The sequence below is a fragment of the Ferrimonas sp. YFM genome, assembly GCF_030296015.1.
Lineage (GTDB): Bacteria > Pseudomonadota > Gammaproteobacteria > Enterobacterales > Shewanellaceae > Ferrimonas.
The window spans coordinates 672,502-689,248 of record NZ_AP027368.1; the positions used below are offsets into that span (position 1 = coordinate 672,502).

The 16,747-nt window shown below is 57.6% G+C and carries 15 protein-coding genes; 7 read left to right on the forward strand and 8 right to left on the reverse strand.

The features are described 5' to 3' along the window. The first annotated feature begins 386 nt into the window (after positions 1-386). Positions 387-1,682 (forward strand): NAD(P)/FAD-dependent oxidoreductase, encoded by a 1,296-nt coding sequence (locus QUE41_RS03210; RefSeq protein ID WP_286341512.1) that lies wholly within the window; start codon positions 387-389, stop codon positions 1,680-1,682. Positions 1,683-1,761: 79 nt separating this feature from the next. On the opposite strand, the gene yciA is transcribed toward QUE41_RS03210, so the two are convergent. The 3 genes from yciA to nfo form a co-directional block, all read right to left on the reverse strand. Further along, complete coding sequence (gene yciA, locus QUE41_RS03215) at positions 1,762-2,157, reverse strand: acyl-CoA thioester hydrolase YciA (protein ID WP_286341513.1); 396 nt, start codon at positions 2,155-2,157, stop codon at positions 1,762-1,764. Further along, the gene (ltaE, locus tag QUE41_RS03220; RefSeq protein WP_286341514.1) at positions 2,157-3,173 is read right to left on the reverse strand and encodes a low-specificity L-threonine aldolase; all 1,017 of its coding nucleotides are present in this window, start codon (positions 3,171-3,173) and stop codon (positions 2,157-2,159) included. Before ltaE ends, yciA begins: the two co-directional genes overlap by 1 nt. A gap of 475 nt (positions 3,174-3,648) precedes the next feature. After that, positions 3,649-4,494, reverse strand: a complete 846-nt coding sequence (nfo, locus tag QUE41_RS03225; RefSeq protein ID WP_286341515.1) for a deoxyribonuclease IV — start codon at positions 4,492-4,494, stop codon at positions 3,649-3,651. Between the two features lie 128 nt (positions 4,495-4,622). Here nfo and ung point away from each other — a divergent pair, with 128 nt between their 5' ends. Together ung and QUE41_RS03235 are read left to right on the forward strand one after the other, a co-directional pair. Further along, positions 4,623-5,279, forward strand: coding sequence for a uracil-DNA glycosylase (gene ung / locus QUE41_RS03230; protein ID WP_286342899.1), 657 nt, complete (start codon positions 4,623-4,625; stop codon positions 5,277-5,279). 97 nt (positions 5,280-5,376) lie between these two features. Further along, a complete protein-coding gene (locus QUE41_RS03235; RefSeq protein WP_286341516.1) occupies positions 5,377-5,919 on the forward strand; it encodes a hemerythrin domain-containing protein in 543 nt (180 codons plus the stop codon). A gap of 55 nt (positions 5,920-5,974) precedes the next feature. Here the strand turns inward: QUE41_RS03235 and QUE41_RS03240 are convergent, their stop codons facing one another. From QUE41_RS03240 to tal, 3 genes are all read right to left on the reverse strand, one after another. Then, entirely contained in the window at positions 5,975-6,160 is a 186-nt protein-coding gene (locus QUE41_RS03240; protein ID WP_028110407.1) for a DUF3545 family protein, read from the reverse strand. 109 nt (positions 6,161-6,269) lie between these two features. Next, positions 6,270-7,913, reverse strand: a complete 1,644-nt coding sequence (gene pgi, locus QUE41_RS03245) for a glucose-6-phosphate isomerase (protein WP_286341517.1) — start codon at positions 7,911-7,913, stop codon at positions 6,270-6,272. Positions 7,914-7,968: 55 nt separating this feature from the next. After that, on the reverse strand, positions 7,969-8,925 hold the full coding sequence (gene tal, locus QUE41_RS03250) for a transaldolase (protein WP_286341518.1): 957 nt from the start codon (positions 8,923-8,925) through the stop codon (positions 7,969-7,971). Between the two features lie 761 nt (positions 8,926-9,686). Between tal and QUE41_RS03255 the strand changes: the two genes are divergently transcribed. Next, positions 9,687-11,135: an alanine/glycine:cation symporter family protein gene (locus QUE41_RS03255; protein WP_502876013.1), complete on the forward strand. Its 1,449-nt coding sequence runs from the start codon at positions 9,687-9,689 to the stop codon at positions 11,133-11,135. Between the two features lie 102 nt (positions 11,136-11,237). Then, positions 11,238-12,014 (forward strand): peroxide stress protein YaaA, encoded by a 777-nt coding sequence (gene yaaA, locus QUE41_RS03260; RefSeq protein ID WP_286341520.1) that lies wholly within the window; start codon positions 11,238-11,240, stop codon positions 12,012-12,014. A gap of 64 nt (positions 12,015-12,078) precedes the next feature. On the opposite strand, the gene QUE41_RS03265 is transcribed toward yaaA, so the two are convergent. Both QUE41_RS03265 and rpsT read right to left on the reverse strand, forming a co-directional pair. After that, complete coding sequence (locus QUE41_RS03265; RefSeq protein ID WP_286341521.1) at positions 12,079-13,476, reverse strand: M20/M25/M40 family metallo-hydrolase; 1,398 nt, start codon at positions 13,474-13,476, stop codon at positions 12,079-12,081. 150 nt (positions 13,477-13,626) lie between these two features. Beyond that, a complete protein-coding gene (rpsT, locus tag QUE41_RS03270) occupies positions 13,627-13,887 on the reverse strand; it encodes a 30S ribosomal protein S20 (protein WP_028110401.1) in 261 nt (86 codons plus the stop codon). A gap of 263 nt (positions 13,888-14,150) precedes the next feature. Here rpsT and murJ point away from each other — a divergent pair, with 263 nt between their 5' ends. Both murJ and ribF read left to right on the forward strand, forming a co-directional pair. Beyond that, complete coding sequence (gene murJ, locus QUE41_RS03275; RefSeq protein WP_286341522.1) at positions 14,151-15,707, forward strand: murein biosynthesis integral membrane protein MurJ; 1,557 nt, start codon at positions 14,151-14,153, stop codon at positions 15,705-15,707. Positions 15,708-15,776: 69 nt separating this feature from the next. Beyond that, positions 15,777-16,706: a bifunctional riboflavin kinase/FAD synthetase gene (ribF, locus tag QUE41_RS03280; RefSeq protein WP_286341523.1), complete on the forward strand. Its 930-nt coding sequence runs from the start codon at positions 15,777-15,779 to the stop codon at positions 16,704-16,706. The last annotated feature ends 41 nt before the right edge of the window (positions 16,707-16,747 follow it).

A 16,747-nucleotide genomic window follows, 5' to 3' on the forward strand; every position in this document is an offset into this window, starting at 1 on the left:
CCTGTAGTTTTCTGAGCAGTGCAGGAGATTAAATTTCGTTCTGACGCACCATTTCCCTTCCCTGCACAGTCTTGGTGCATAAAATCGTAACTTTTCAAGATTAGCGAAAGTCTAATTGGTCAATTGGTTATTTTTCCAAGAAAACTTTCAATATATTGGCCTGTCCTTGTGCTCCCTGTCTTCTTTTATGGTTTATTTAGTTACTGATCATAAAAGCTTTTTCACTATCCTTTTGGCTAATTGCTGACTATGTGGGCCATTGTTAGACTCGGCCCGATCTTCATTGGATCAAGTTTTGCTTAAGCCGTTGTTGGCCCGGCATTTTACCGGGAGGCGGGAGCGACCCGCATGGAGTTTTCCTAAGAAGCCCAATTTGGAGTGGAGCAATGACCAAGATAGTGATCGTCGGCGGCGGAGCCGGCGGTATGGAGATAGTGACTAAGCTGGGCAGAAAATTAGGAAAAAAGGGAAAAGCGGAGATTACCTTGGTGGATCGCTGTGACCACCATATCTGGAAACCTCTGCTTCATGAGCTGGCTACGGGCAGCCTGGATGAGGGGCTCAATGCCCTGGACTACCGGGTGCATGCTGCCCGAAACGGTTATCGGTTTGAGCAGGGGATGCTGCATGGCATCGACCGGGGAGCCAAGCAGCTGATCCTGTCACCCATGATGGATGATCAGGGCGGGGAGATCCTGCCTGAGCGGCGCATAGACTACGATTTTCTGGTGCTGGGTGTCGGTGCGGTGACCAATGATTTTGGCATTGCCGGAGTACAGCAGCACTGTGACTTCCTGGATCTGACCGAGGAGGCGATGCTGCTTCGGCGCAAGATCCGTAATCGGTTCCTGCAGTACGCCAAAGAACACAATGTGGAGACGGAGCATTTCCAGATCTCCATTGTCGGTGCCGGAGCAACAGGTGTGGAGATGGCGGCGGAGATGCACCATGCGGCCAATACCCTGCGGGGTTATGGTTATGACATCAATGAGGATCTGCTGCAGGTTAACCTGATTGAAGCCTCCAATCGGGTATTGCCGAGGATCGATAAGCTACACATCTGCGACGCGGTTGGCCGGGAACTGGGCAAGCTGGGGGTCAATGTGATGACCAATACCCGCATCAGTGAAGTTCAGGCGGATGGCATGCTGACCAGCGAAGGCCAGTTTATCCCATCCGATATGGTGATCTGGTCAGCCGGGGTGAAAGGACACCCCATGCTCTCCACTCTGGGGCTGGAAACCAGCGAGACGGATCAGATCCTGGTCCACCCCAGCTGTCAGAGCGTCACCGATCCGGCCATCTTCGCCTTCGGAGACTGCGCCGCCTGTCCTCAGGAGGACGGTTCCTGGGTGCCGCCAAGGGGGCAGACCGCCCGGCAGATGGCTCTGCTGGTGGGGGAGAACATCCAGAAGCTGATGGAGGACTCGAGCGCCACACTGGGAGAGTATGTGTACCGGGATCTTGGTGCCTTCATCAACATGTCCAGATTTCATACCGTGGGTAACCTGCTCTCCTGCGTCGGCGGTGGCATGACGGTGAAGGGTAAGCTGGCACGTTGGGTGTATACCACCCTCTACCGTCGTCACCTGATCGCCCTGCATGGGGTGTGGCGGGGTCTGCTGCTGATGACTCTCAATGGGTTGCAGCGATTGATGCGGCCTGAGTTAAAGCTGCATTGATGTCTGTGGTCACTTGATCCATGAGGGACATTAAAAAGGGGAGCCATTGGCTCCCCTTTTTCCGTTATGGCTGCTGATGTCAGCGCTGCGCCGGTACCGGCCTTGGCTTACCGGAATCGGTGATCGCCACATAGGTGAAGGTGCCCTCGGTTACGCAATGACGGCCATCTTCCCCCTTGAGCACCGGCTTGGCCCACACTTCCAGGGTGATGGTCATGGAGCTGGTGCCGACTCGGGTACATTGGCCATAAACGCACACGGCGTCTCCCACAGATACCGGCGTGTGGAAGCTCATGCCATCTACCGAGACCGTGCAGATGCGTCCGCGGGCGATCTCCTTGGCCAGCAGGCCGCCGGCCATGTCCATCTGGGACATGATCCAACCGCCGAAGATGTCGCCGTTGGGGTTGGTGTCGGCGGGCATGGCCAGGGTACGCAGCAGCAGTTGGCCCTGGGGAGTGCGTGTGTTGCTCATTATCTGTTACTCGCAAAGAAAGCTTTGGTTTCGGTGACCAGCTTATCCATGTCGGCTCGATCCACATCCAGGTGGGTCACCAGTCTCAGGGTGTTGGCCGCAGAGATGATGATACCCCTCTGAGCCAGGTGATGCTGCAGAGCCCTAGGGTCCTGGCCCTTGAGGCGGGCAAACACCATATTGGTCTGAACCTGGGCCATATCCACTTCAAGCTCCTCCAACTGGCTCAGTTCACTGGCCAGGTGCAGGGCATTGGCGTGATCCTCGGCCAGGCGTTCCACATTGTGCTCCAGGGCGTAGTGTCCGGCGGCTGCCAGGATACCCGCCTGGCGCATGCCCCCTCCCAGCATCTTGCGCCAGCGGCGAGCCTTGTTGATCAGAGCCTCATCACCGACCAGCAGCGATCCTACTGGCGCCCCCAGCCCCTTGGAGAGACAGATGGTCAGCGAATCGAAATGCTGGGCGATGGCGGACAGGGGCAGCTGCTGCTTTACCGCTGCATTGAACACCCGGGCGCCATCCAGATGAATCTTCAGGCCGTGATCGAAGGCAAAGCGCTGGGCCTGAGCCAGGTACTCCTGGGGAAGTACCTTACCGCCAATGGTGTTCTCCAGGCTGAGCAGCCGGGTCTGAGCGAAGTGGATGTCGTCAGGCTTTATCTGGGCCGCCAGCTTATCCAGGGGCAGGGTGCCATCCGGGTTGTTCTCCACCGGTTGAGGCTGAATGGAGCCCAGGACCGCAGCACCACCGCCTTCGAATCGGTAGTTGTGTGCCTGCTGACCACAGAGGTATTCGTCTCCCCGCTGGCAATGACTCATCAGCGCCAGCAGGTTGGCCTGGGTGCCTGAACTGGTGAACAGGGCTGCTTCGAAACCGGCCAGATCGGCGGCGTACTCCTCCAGTCGGTTGACGCTGGGATCATCACCATAGACGTCGTCCCCAACCTGGGCGTCGGCCATAAGGCGGCGCATCTCTTCACTGGGGCGGGTTACCGTATCGGAGCGGAAATCGATCATCGCAGTTCCTGACTTGCTGTGGAGAGTGGAGGCCACACTCTATCAGCTTGGCTTATTAATGACACTTATTTGCATTGATACCCACCTCTGTGCTGTGGCATGGGTCACAGCAATGGTCCAGCTGCATGAAGTTAATGATTTGTAGAGATCGGTTAATGGGAGCGGTGTCGCCATTTCACATGAGCGAAATTAATTCGAGGAGTATTTTTCGTCGTTTGTACGGGGCCGGGGTTGGGGGTAAATTGAACACCTCGTTGATTCAGGAGTCAGAGTCCAGGTCAATGATCGCCGCAGGGTATAGGCACAAGGTTTGTGCCATCTCAGTGTGTGAGTGTTTTTCGTTTCATCCAGTTATTTTGCCAAATGGGGCCGAGAAGTTTTTTTGTGTCGGAGCTTCTCACTACATCAGTCCCTTTTGCTATTTTACTGTCGGCAGGCCTTGATGGCCTGCCTTTTTTTTGCCTGTTTTCCGGGTTTACCCTCTCTCCAGGCTGTACAGCCAGCGGATCTCTTCGGCCCAAAGATCTTCATCTATGGTCTCCAGGACCATGGGGATCTCCTGCGTCGAGGGGTGATTCATAAGAAACTCAAACACTTCGGTTCCCATCTCTCCCTGTTGCAGGCTATGGTGCCGGTCCACCCGGCTGCCAAGGGTGGATTTGGAGCCATTGAGGTGCATCGCCTTGAGGTATTCAAGCCCAACGACAGAGTCGAATTCGGCGAAGGTGGCCTCGGCAGCGGCGTAGCTGGAGAGGTCATAGCCAGCGGCAAAAGTGTGGCAGGTATCGAGACAGACTCCCACCCGGCTTTTGTCCTCAACCAGTTCGATGATGCGGGCCAGTTGTTCGAAGCGGTGACCCATGTTGGAGCCTTGCCCTGCGGTATTTTCTATTACGGCGGTCACCCCCTGGGTCTTTTCCAGGGCCAGGTTGATGGAGTCCGCAATCAGTTTCAGGCAGTGCTCTTCGTCGATCTGCTTCAGGTGGCTGCCTGGGTGGAAGTTAAGCAGAGGCAGACCCAGTTGCTCGCAGCGTTGCATCTCATCGATAAAGGCATCCCGGGAGCGTGCCAGGGCGTCGGGGTCCGGGTGGCCCAGGTTTATCAGATAGCTGTCATGGGGCAGGATATGCTGCGGGGCGATGCCCACCTCGGTGCAGTTCTCCTTGAAGGCCTTGATGCTCTTCTCCGTAAGGGGCTTGGCCTGCCAGCGGCGCTGGTTCTTGGTGAACAGGGCAAAGGACTTTGCACCAATCTTCCGGGCGTTCAGGGGGGCATTCTCTACGCCCCCCGAGGCGCTGACATGGGCTCCGATTCGTCTCATCTGTGCATTTCCTGATTTTTGCAATCTGCAGGATAGTAGGGAGTTGTCAGCCAGGGATCAATTGCTCTGAATCATTGGGTTGTTTATGCTGTGCCTTTTTTCGAGCAGAGCCGGGAGAAACCGTGGATATTAGCTGGCAGGGCATTGTGGATAGGCAGCGAGAGCAGCCCTATTTTCAGGAGATGGCCCGCCGCATTGCCGATATCAGGCAAAGTGGTGTCGAGGTCTACCCCCCCAGTGGAGAGGTGTTCAACGCGCTTTTCCAGACCCCTTTCGAACAGGTCAAGGTGGTGATCCTCGGTCAGGACCCCTATCACGGCCCGGGCCAGGCCCATGGTTTGAGCTTCTCAGTGCCTCAGGGGGTAGCAACCCCACCCTCACTGAAGAACATCTACAAGGAGCTGGCTCAGGATATCCCCGGATTTGACGTTCCGGATCACGGATACCTCCAGGGGTGGGCTGAGCAGGGCGTCTTGCTGCTTAATACGGTGCTCACCGTTGAGCGGGGGAAGGCCCACTCCCACGCCCGTTTTGGGTGGGAGCAGTTTACCGATGTGCTCATGGAGGAGCTGAATCAGCGTCACCCAGGTGCGGTGTTCATGCTGTGGGGCGCTCATGCACAGAAGAAGGGAGCCAGACTGGATGAGAGTCGCCATCTGGTGCTGACCGCCCCCCACCCATCTCCTCTGTCGGCCCATCGAGGCTTCTTCGGCTGTCGCCATTTCTCCATGGCCAATCAGTGGCTGGAGCAGCGGGGATTGTCCCCGATTGACTGGTGCCCTTGATCTCTGTCAAAGCTTAGAGGCTTGAACAGAAAATGTTTTTTGGCGGCAACTTAAATTTAACTATGATTAAACGACGTACGTTTTTGAGGGGAATGCCATGCTGGCCAGGATTCATACCGACCACAAACACATTCTGACTCTGCTCCGGGTTCTCTCCGGTAAGGCGAAGAGTCTGCGAGAGGGGCAGGAGGTCAACCTGACCCTGATCCGGGATGTGGTGCACTACCTGATGCAGTACGCCGACCACAGCCATCATCCCATGGAAGATATTCTCTATCGCCACTATCTGGACAAGACAGGGCGAGAGGGGGAGGTCAGTCAGCTGGAGAAGGAGCACCAGTCTCTGCGCGTCTCCACCGAGGAGCTGCTGGATACCCTGGGGATGATCCTCAATGATGCGGTGGTGCCCAGGGAGAAGTTGATCCACGATGTGGAAGCCTTCGTTGAGATGCAGACTCGTCACCTCAAATACGAGGAAACCAAGGTGTTGCCCGAGTTGGCCAAGGCCTTCGATGACGATGACTGGAAGCAGGTGGACCGCCTGGTGGCCAGTAAACTGGTCGAGGACCCCCTGTTTGGCAGTGCCTCGGAGCAGGAGTTTGAGGACCTGCGCAACTACCTGGCGGACGTTGAGGATTGAGCATCGGATGGTGTGAAACAAAAAGCCCCGCGAGTGCGGGGCTTTGTTAATTCTGTCAGGCTTCGATGAGGTCCCAGTCGGGCTCGTAGTTGAAATCGATATCTTGCAGCTCTTTCTCTAAGCGATGACGCTCTTTCAGTGCTTCAATTTCCCGCCACTTGCGCTTCTTGCTGCTGCTCCGTGAACGGGTCGGCTTTTCGACCACGCTTCCTAATGGTGAGCCGTAATCCAACCTTTCCATAGGTCCCCTCCTCAGCTTTGCCTCAGTAATATCGGTATATCACAGCCGGATTTCAGTATGCAACTCAAATGTTGCATAAAGGTTACTGAGACAGAAGGGGATTACTCGACTACAACTCTCCTTTACGGAAGATAGTAATCAGCCTGGCTGTGGAGGCATCCTGATCCAGCTTTGGAGTATCGCTTTCCAGGTCATCTAATATGGAATTGCCTAACACCTTGCCGAGCTCAACCCCCCACTGGTCGAAGGAGTTGATCTGCCAGATCGCGCCCTGGACGAAGGTGCGGTGCTCATACAGAGCCACCAGTGCACCCAGGGTGGCCGGAGTCAGCTTGTTCATCAACAGGGTGTTGCTGGGTTTGTTACCCGGCATCACCTTGTGGGGAGCCAGGGCTTCGATGGCGTCGTTGTCCATCCCCTTCTGCTCCAGCTCTCGACGGGCCTCCTCCAGGGTCTTTCCGGCCATCAGCGCCTGGGTCTGGCCAAAGCAGTTGGCGGCCAGCATGGCGTGATGACGGCCCAGCGGGTTGTGGCTGTTCAGTGGCAGGATGAAGTCTGCGGGGATTACGCCGCTGCCCTGATGCAGCAACTGGTGATAGGCGTGCTGACCATTGGTGCCTTCGCCGCCCCAGATCACCGGTCCGGTGTGGTAGTCCACTTCGCTGCTGTCGCCGTTGACCCCTTTGCCGTTGCTTTCCATATCCAGCTGCTGGACATAGGCGGGCAAACCGCGCAGGTAGTGGTCGTAGGTCAGAATCACATGGCTGGCGGAGTCAAAGAAGTTGGTGTACCACACGGCCAGCAGACCCATCAGCATGGGCAGGTTCTTCTCCAGAGGCGCGCTGTGGAAGTGCTGATCCATCTGGGCGGCACCATCGAGCAGCTGACGGAACTGGTCGAAGCCAATTTGCAGGGCGATGGGCAGACCGATGGCGGACCACATGGAGTAGCGGCCGCCCACCCAGTCCCACATGGGGAAGATGTTCTCTTCGTCGATGCCAAACTGCACCGCGGCAGGCACATTGGAAGTCACGGCAACGAAGTGCTGACCAATGGCTTTATCCGGGGCACCCTTGGCCAGGAACCAGTCCCGGGCGGTCAGGGTATTGGTCAGTGTTTCCTGAGTGGTGAAGGACTTGGAGGACATCACAAACAGGGTAGTCTCCGGATCCACCCTCTTCAGCTTCTCACTGATGGCGGTGCCGTCGACATTGGCCACATAGTGGCAGTTGAGATCCTTGTGCCAGTAAGGCTTGAGTGCCTCGGCCATGATCTTGGGCCCCAGGAAGGAGCCACCGATGCCAATGCTGACGATGTCGGTAAACTTCTTGCCGGTGTAGCCCAGCCATTCTCCCTGGTGAACCGCTTTAACGAAGGCTTCCATCTTGCTCAGGGTGCTGGCGATCTCCTCACGAATATCCTCACCGTCCACCAGCAGAGGGGTGTCACTGCCGCTGCGCAGGGCGGTGTGCAGCACGGCGCGATTTTCGGTGTGGTTGATCGCATCGCCACCAAACATGGCGTCTATCTTGGCACTCAGGCCGGACTCGTCGGCCAGCTGTGCCAGCAGCTTGAGAGTCAGGTCATTGATGCGGTTCTTGGAGAAATCCAGTTGCAGGCCAGCGGCCCCCGCCAGATACCGCTGTGAGCGGGCAGGGTCGTCGGCAAACAGGGTTCTGAGGTGGGTGGCCTTAATCTCTTCGGCGTGCTCCGCCAGGGCTTTCCAGGCGGGCAGGGAGGTCAGGGTGCTCATGACAGATCCTTATAAAACAGTCAGGCTCCCCAGATGGGGAGCCCGGAAAATCGCGTTAACCGGTCAGCTTTTCGCTGAGCATCGTTTCCAGCTTGTCCTGGTCGATGGCGAAGTTTCGGATACCTTCGGACAGCTTGTCTGTGGCCATGGCATCCTGGTTCATCTCCCAGCGGAACTGGGCTTCGGTGATGGGGGCTGGGCGGGATTCCACTTCGCCGCTGAAGCTCAGCTTTCTCTCCACCTGGACATCACTCTGTTCCAGTTGCTCCAGCAGGCCTGGGCCGATGGTCAGGCGGTCGCAGCCTGCCAGTTCCAGGATCTCGCCGGTGTTGCGGAAGCTGGCGCCCATCACTACGGTCTGGTAGCCGTGGCGCTTGTAGTAGTCGTAGATGTTGCTGACGGAGAGTACACCTGGATCTTCGGCCGCGCTGTACTCCTTGCCGGTGCTGGCCTTGTACCAGTCGAGAATCCGGCCCACGAAGGGGGAGATCAGGTAGGCGCCGGCTTCGGCACAGGCGCGGGCCTGGGCAAAGCTGAACAGCAGGGTCAGGTTGCAGTTGATCCCCTCCTGCTCCAGGTGACGTGCGGCCTGAATGCCCTCCCAGGTGGAGGCCAGCTTGATCAGGATACGCTCGTTGCTGATTCCCGCTTCATTATAAAGACGCATCAGCTTGTGGGCTTTATCGATGGAGCCTTTGGTGTCGAAAGAGAGACGGGCATCCACCTCGGTGGAGATGCGTCCGGGAACGATCTTGAGGATCTCCAGGCCGATGTTGACCGCCAGCTTGTCGGCGGCATCTTCCAGTTGTTGTGCAGGATCGCTGCTCTGCGCCTTGGCCCAGGCGACCGCTTCCTCGATCAGCGGGGCATACTCAGGGATCTGGGCAGCCTTCAGGATCAGAGAGGGGTTGGTGGTGGCGTCTTCCGGGTGATAGCGCTTGATCGCTTCGATATCACCGGTATCGGCTACTATGGTCGTCAGTGCTTTCAGTTGGTTTAGAGCATTAGACATAGATGTTCTTCCGTTACAACTTTCTGGGCAATTAGCCCACCATTAAATGCGATTTTGTATTATTTGCCAACAATAAAGTAATAAAATTACAGTAAATCGCCAGCTCCAGGGACCCAATCGCGCATTTTGGGAGTGAATTCCCTTTAGCCTCTTGCCTCTTCTCCAGCCGTGAGCTGAGGCAAGAGTTAGGTTCTGTGTAGATAAAAGGTGCTTGTTTCTCAGTAGTTTCAAGCCACTTTTTCGGACAGAATCAGAGAGTCTAGATCAAAGGGACACCGGGGTTCACCCATATAAGTCAATTTTCACCGGGTTTTTCATGGAACAGGGCTTTTTTCCATCCACGGGTGAGTGAAAAGTGTCCAGAATGAGTGTTGGCGAAGATCGTTACCCTCTGCCTATAGAAAAAGGTAGTCGTCAGGCAGGCGTTTGCCACGACGATCATGGGTAAAATATTGGCTTCAGGTTAAAAAAATGCTGCCGCAGGTGGGTTTTTCGGTAATGCCTTCGTTGCGTCCAGGATAGCGGGGTGTTGTGTTGTGAGCGGCCTCACGCGCTGTTCTGAAAAACCTATGCTAACGTGCCCCCCCATCGCCCGAAAGAGGTGCCTAAAAGTTGCCCTCTTTTGTTCAATTACAACCCTAAATAGGGGCGAAAGGCCAGGCACGGCCGCACTTTGTGGTTAGGGACAGTCCCATTAATAGTGAACCGGTAAGAATGACGCCGGGCTTTTTCACTCAGCAAAGAAGAATTCCAATATGAATATGACAGCAGTCACCGGGGCCACTGCCCTGGAAGCCGTGAACGACGTTCTGGCTTCGGCAACCGGCGCCGTAAACGGTCTACTGTGGAATCACATCCTGATCTACCTGCTGGTATTTGCAGGCTTCCTGTTTACCGTACGTCTGGGCTTCATCCAGTTCCGCCGTTTGGGTCATGGCTTCCGCTCTGTGATGCATGGTCGTGAGACCGAACACGGCATCTCCTCCTTCCAGGTGTTCTGTACCTCCATGGCTGCCCGTGTGGGTACCGGTAACATGGCGGGTATCGCCGTGGCCATCGTCGGTGGTGGTCCTGGTGCCATCTTCTGGATGTGGGTCATTGCCCTGCTTGGCATGTCCACCGCATTCGTCGAGGCCACCCTGGCTCAGCTGTTCAAGGTTGAAGATGATGAAGGCTTCTACCGTGGCGGTCCTGCCTACTACATGGAGAAGGGGCTGGGTCAGCGCTGGATGGGGATCCTGTTCTCCATCTTCCTGATCATCTCCTTCGGATTCGTGTTCAACGCCGTTCAGGCCAACACCATTGCCGGTGCCATCGGTGATGCCTTCGGCATCGACAAACTGATGCTGGGTCTGGTGATGGTCGCCGCAACCGCCTTCATTATTGTCGGTGGTATGAAGAAGGTGGCCCACGCCTCCGAGGTAATTGTGCCCATTATGGCCGTGGTCTACCTGGCGGTTGCCCTGGTGGTGGTGTTCCTGAACCTGGGCAAGGTGCCTGCGGCTCTGGCGCTGATCATCGAGAGTGCCTTTGGCCTGGAGCAGTTTGCCGGCGGCGCATTGGGTGCCCTGATCATCGGTGCCAAGCGTGGCCTGTTCTCTAACGAAGCGGGTATGGGTTCTGCGGCCAGTGTGGCGGCCAGTGCCAACCCCAACCCCAAGCACCCGGCTTCCCAGGGCTTTATCCAGATGACCGGCGTATTCGTGGATACCCTGGTGATCTGTACCGCCTCCGCGGCCATCATCCTGCTCTCCGGTGTTCTGGACAACCCGGGTGATGCCCAGGGTATTGGCCTGCTGCAGCTGGCTCTGACCAATGAACTGGGTGGCTGGGCAAGCTACTTCGTGGCCTTTGCCATCATCCTGTTCAGCTTCAGCTCCATCATCGCCAACTACAGCTACGCCGAGAACAACATCATGTTCCTGAACGGCAACACCCACAAAGGCCTGATGCTGTTCCGCATCGCCGTGCTGGGTATGGTGCTGTTTGGCTCTCTGGCCAAGGTGGCCGTGGTCTGGGATCTGGCCGATGCCTCCATGGGTATGATGGCGCTGGTGAACATTGTGGCGATCCTGGGCCTCTCCGGTCTGGCGGTGAAGTTGGCCAAGGATTATGTGCAGCAGCTGGATGCGGGTAAGACCCCGAGCTTTGATCCTGCACGCTTCCCTGAGCTCAAGGGCAAACTGGCCCCGGGCGTCTGGGAGAAGTAAGCCGATTACCCCTATCGAAAACCACGCCAGCCGGCGTGGTTTTTTTGTTGGGCGCCGGTGCTATCATGGCTCCATCACTTTTGAATAAGGATGGAGCCTGCCATGCTGGCCGTTATTTCCCCCGCCAAGAATCTGGATTACGACAACCCCGCCCCCACTGCCGTCAGCACTCAGCCCCAGTTGCTGGATGAGGCCGCCGAGCTGATTGAGGTGTGCCGTAAGCTGACTCCGGCGGATCTGGCCTCCCTGATGAAGCTCAGTGACAAGCTGGCGGGACTGAATGTGGCCAGGTTCCAGGAGTGGAGTGCCCCCTTTACCCCGGAGAATGCCAAGCAGGCACTGTTTGCCTTCAATGGTGATGTCTACACCGGCCTGGAGGCGACCAGCCTGAGTGAGCCGGAGCTGGAGTACACCCAGAAGCACCTGAGGATTCTCTCCGGTCTCTACGGTCTGTTGCGTCCTCTGGACCTGATGCAGGCCTATCGTCTGGAGATGGGCACCAAGCTGGCCAACCCCAGGGGCAAGGACCTGTATGCGTTCTGGGGTAAGTTGATCACCGACCGGCTTAACCAGGCTCTGGCGGAGCAGCAGACCCAGGTTCTGGTGAACCTGGCCTCAAACGAGTATTTCAAGTCGGTCAAGGTCCGTGAGCTGAACGCCAAGGTGGTGACCCCGGTCTTCAAGGATCTGAAGAATGGCCAGTACAAGATCATCAGTTTCTACGCCAAGAAGGCGAGAGGGATGATGGCCCGCTTCATGGCCAAGGAGCAGGTGACTGAGCTGGCCCAGTTGGAGCAGTTTAACTACGGCGGCTACTACTACAGCGCCGAGCACTCTGACGATAAGACCCTGGTGTTCCTGCGGGACGAGCCAGCTTAACTGACCGGCTGCCCATTAAAAAAGGAGGACTCAGGGTCCTCCTTTTTTGTGTTCGTTTCCCCGCTCACTCCTTTGGAAGGGGGATGGGGCGCAGAGGCTGTTCGGCGTTGGCCATCAGCCAGGTGTAGAGGGTGTAGACGGTGCTGCTCTGGCGCAGGGCATCCGGATCCACCTTATCCAGGGTGTCGTCCATGGTGTGGTGGAAGTCGAAATAGTCGGTACCGTCCATGGACAGGCCCGCTACCGGAACCCCTTCGTCCGGCAGGATGGAGACATCCGGGCCACCCCAGGTGCGGTTATGACCCCTCTCAACCCCCAGGGAGGCCAGTTGTCGGGCGACCTCATCCATCATCGGCAAGGCGGCCTCATTGACCCTGGAGTCCAGGCGATAGATGGGACCGGCGCCGAAGTCCGCTTCGGCGGCGATATAGATGCGGTCCAGCGTATCCAGGTGAGCCTTCTTATAGGCCTTGGCGCCGACAAGGCCAATCTCCTCGGCGGCGAACAGTACCACCCGGATGGTGCGCCTAGGCTTGAGGCCGCGCTCGATGATGTGCCTGGCGGCGGCGGTGACAATGGCGACGCCGGCGCCGTCATCCAGGGCGCCGGTGCCCTCGTCCCAGGAGTCCAGGTGAGCTCCGATAAGGACCACTTCATTTGGCAGGGTGCTGCCGGTGATCTCGGCCACCACATTGTAGCTGGTCTGCTCGGTTCGGGTTTCGCTGCCCAGGGTCAGGTTGAGGCGAACCGGCTGCTCCCGTTTGAGCAGGCGCGCCAGTTGGTCTGCGTCCGGGTTTGACAGGGCGGCGGCGGGGATCTGGGCGATGCCGTCCTGATATCGCATCATACCTGTGTGGGCGAAGCGGTGGCTGTCTGTGCCGACGGAGCGCAGCAGCATGGCCACGGCGCCCTTCTTGGCGGCTTCCACGGCGCCTTTACCCCGGGCCTTGACCACAGGGCCATAGCCGCGGCCATTTTTGTGTCGCTCCATCTTATGGTTGATGAAGACAATCTTTCCCTTCACCGAGCTCGCATCGGCTTGTTTCAGGTCTTCAAGGGTGTCAAAGGCCACCACCTGGGCCTCCACACCTTCGGCGGGCGTGCCTATGGTGTTACCCAGAGCGCTGACCACCAGGGGCTGAGGGAAGGGAGCGGTAATACTGGCCTTGGCCTCTCCCCTGTGCCAATGGGGGACTGTGACGGGTTCGGCGTAGACCTTGTCGAACCCCATGGTCTCCAGCTTGGCTTGGGCCCAGGCGACGGCGCGGCGGTCCGCTTCGGTCCCCGGAAGGCGTGGGCCGACCTCTGTGGTGAGAGATTCCAGCAGATTCCAGGCCTGATTGCTGACCGTGGCGTGTTGGCGCAGCTGTTGGCCCTGGCTCAGGACCTCCTGAGTAAAGGGGGCGGCCAGTGTGGTGTGGGCGGCCAGCAGGCCGGCGAGCAGTGTCAGGGGCAGACGCATGGGGGTCCTTCTGGTTGTGATTTTTCCTTGGCCGGGCAATGTAGCAGATTCGGATGGGGCCAGGCAAAGAACCAAAAGGGCGGGGTGCTGAATTTCAGGCATAAAAAAAACCGGCCTAGGCCGGTTTTTTATCGTCACGAAATCAGAAGCTTACAGAGCTTTGATCTGAGCGTTCAGACGGCTCTTGTGACGGGCAGCCTTATTCTTGTGAATCAGGCCTTTGGTCGCCATGCGATCCAGGATCGGCGCGGCGGCGTTGAAAGCTTCGGTAGCAGCAGCTTTGTCGCCAGAGGCGATAGCAGCTACGGTTTTCTTCAGATAGGTGCGCAACATGGAGCGGCGGCTAGCATTGTGCTGGCGACGCTTCTCAGACTGAATTGCACGCTTCTTAGCAGACTTGATGTTAGCCAAGGTCAAACTCCTAAAAGACGGTGCTGTCGTATTCTCAAAGGCCGTGGAAAATACCGCTTTTATGGGGCAATGTCAATCACGCCGCGCAAATTAGCGACACCAAGTTCGGAGAAACTCCTAACTTTGGCATTCTTCGGGCCAACTAGTTTAAGATGGGGCGCAATTCTAGCAGCATTTTTTGCCGGGCGACAGGGGCAGTGAGGGATATTTCTCACCCTGGCCTCTTTGTGGCGCTCCGGCAGTGAAAAGTAGAGCAATTTCCTTTGAGTAAACAGTTGATGCGCTCCGGGGCCGTGGTGAGTGCCATGACCCTGATCTCCCGTGTTCTGGGATTGGTTAGGGATGTGGTGGTGGCCAACCTGATGGGGGCGGGCGCCGCGGCGGATGTATTTTTCCTGGCCAACAAGATTCCCAACTTCCTTCGGCGGTTATTTGCCGAGGGCGCCTTTGCCCAGGCCTTTGTGCCGGTATTGACCGAATATAAGCAGAAGGGCAGTGACGAGGAGGTTCGTCACCTGATTGCCAAGGTGAGCGGCACCCTGGGCACCCTGGTGACCATTGTCACCCTGGTGGGGGTAGTGGCTTCGCCGGTATTGGCGGCGCTGTTTGGCACCGGCTGGTTTGTGGCCTGGCTCAACGACGAGCCGGCGGGGGCCAAGTTTGAGCTGGCCAGCCTGATGCTGAAGATCACCTTCCCTTACCTGTGGTTCATCACCTTTACTGCGTTGTCCGGGGCGATCCTCAATACCCTGGGGCGTTTTGCCGTCGCCGCCTTTACCCCGGTGTTTTTGAATGTTGCCATCATCGGCTGTGCGCTGTGGCTGGCCCCTCAACTGGCCCGACCCGAGCTGGCCCTGGCCTGGGGGGTATTCCTGGGAGGCCTGATTCAGTTCCTGTTCCAGATCCCCTTCCTTATCAAGGCCAAGGTACTGGTAAAACCAAGCTGGGGCTGGAATGACGATGGGGTTAAGCGGATTCGCACCCTGATGCTGCCGGCGATGTTCGGGGTGTCGGTCAGTCAGATAAACCTGCTGTTTGACACCTTTATTGCCAGCTTCCTGATGACCGGCTCCATCAGTTGGCTCTACTACTCGGACCGTTTGCTGGAGTTTCCCCTTGGGTTGTTTGGCATCGCCATCGCCACGGTGATTTTGCCGGCACTCTCCCGTAAGCATGTGGATGACAATGGGGGGGAGTTTGCCTCCACCATGGACTGGGGAGTGCGCTCAGTGGTGGTGCTGGGGGTGCCCGCCGCGGCAGGGTTGATCGCCCTGGCCCAGCCGATGCTGATGGTGCTCTTTATGCGAGGCCAGTTCTCCGTGGCAGACAGCCAGATGGCCTCCTACAGCCTGATGGCCTATGGCAGCGGCCTGCTCAGCTTCATGCTGGTGAAGGTGCTGGCGCCGGGCTACTACTCGCGACAGGATACCAAGACGCCGGTGCGCTATGGCATCATCGCCATGGTCAGCAACATGGTATTCAACGTGATGCTGGCGATCCCCTTCGGTTACGTGGGACTGGCCATGGCCACTGCCGCGTCCGCCACCCTCAATGCAGGGCTGCTCTATCTTGGTCTGCGCCGTCAGGGAGTCTACCGCCTGAGCGGCGAAACCCTGGGTTTTGTGGCCAAGGTGCTCCTTGCTGCCCTGGTGATGGCGGTGACTCTGCTGCAGTTTTCCCCCGGGGAGAGTGAGTGGGTCGCCATGACCTTTATGGCGCGTTGCCTGACTCTGGCGGCGCTGATTGGCGCAGGTGGGGCACTCTATTTGGTGATCCTGATGGTGACCGGGATCCGGCCTCGTCATCTGCGTGCAGCCTGAGTGCTGATTCCGGCGCCACTCTGAGGTATAATCCGGCGATTTTCGACAGTAAAAAGCCCTGGCAATACGATGGAGCTGATCCGAGGTATACATAATCTGCGTCCCCGCCACCGGGGGTGCGTTCTGACCATAGGTAACTTCGACGGGGTCCATCGTGGCCACGCCGAGGTGATTAACTCCTTGGTCGAAAAGGGCAAAGAGCTGAACTTGCCCACCACGGTGATGCTGTTTGAGCCCCAGCCTCAGGAGCATTTTGCCGGGGATCGCGCGCCGGCACGCCTGAACCTGCTGCGGGATAAACTGCGGCGGTTGACGGAGCTTGGGGTGGACCGGGTGCTGTGCATCAGCTTCAACCACAGGTTTGCCGAGCTGACCAGTGAACAGTTTATTGAGCAACTGTTGGTGGATAAGCTGGACGTTCGCTACCTGGTGGTGGGGGACGATTTCTGTTTCGGAAAGGGGCGCAAGGGGAATTTCCAGGCCCTTGAGCAGGCTGGCGCGCAACATGGCTTCCAGGTGGTGCCGACCGACAGCTTTATGGTGGCTCAGCAGCGGGTGAGCTCGACCCTGATACGCCTGGCCCTGGCGCACGGAGATCTGGACCGGGCCCATGGCATGCTGGGTTATCACTATCAGATAACCGGCCGGGTGGCTCATGGCCGCAAGCTGGGTAGGACCCTGGGCTTTCCCACCGCCAACATCCTGATGAAGCGTCGGGTGGTGCCCGTAAACGGGGTGTTTGCGGTGCGGGTCTATGATGAGCGTGACCGTTGCTATGAGGGGGTGGCCAATGTGGGCCACAGACCGACGGTGTCGGGAACACGTTGTCAGCTGGAGGTGCACCTGTTCGAGTTCGACGGTGACCTCTATGGAGAACATTTGCGGGTGGCTCTGGTGAGCCACCTGAGAAAGGAGCAGGCCTTCGATTCTCTCGAGGCTCTGCAATCACAGATTATCAAGGATGCTCAGCAGGCCAAGACCCTGCTTGCTGCGTCTTAAACTGCTTTATAACAGGGGCATTAAATACTTGGTGTTACCTG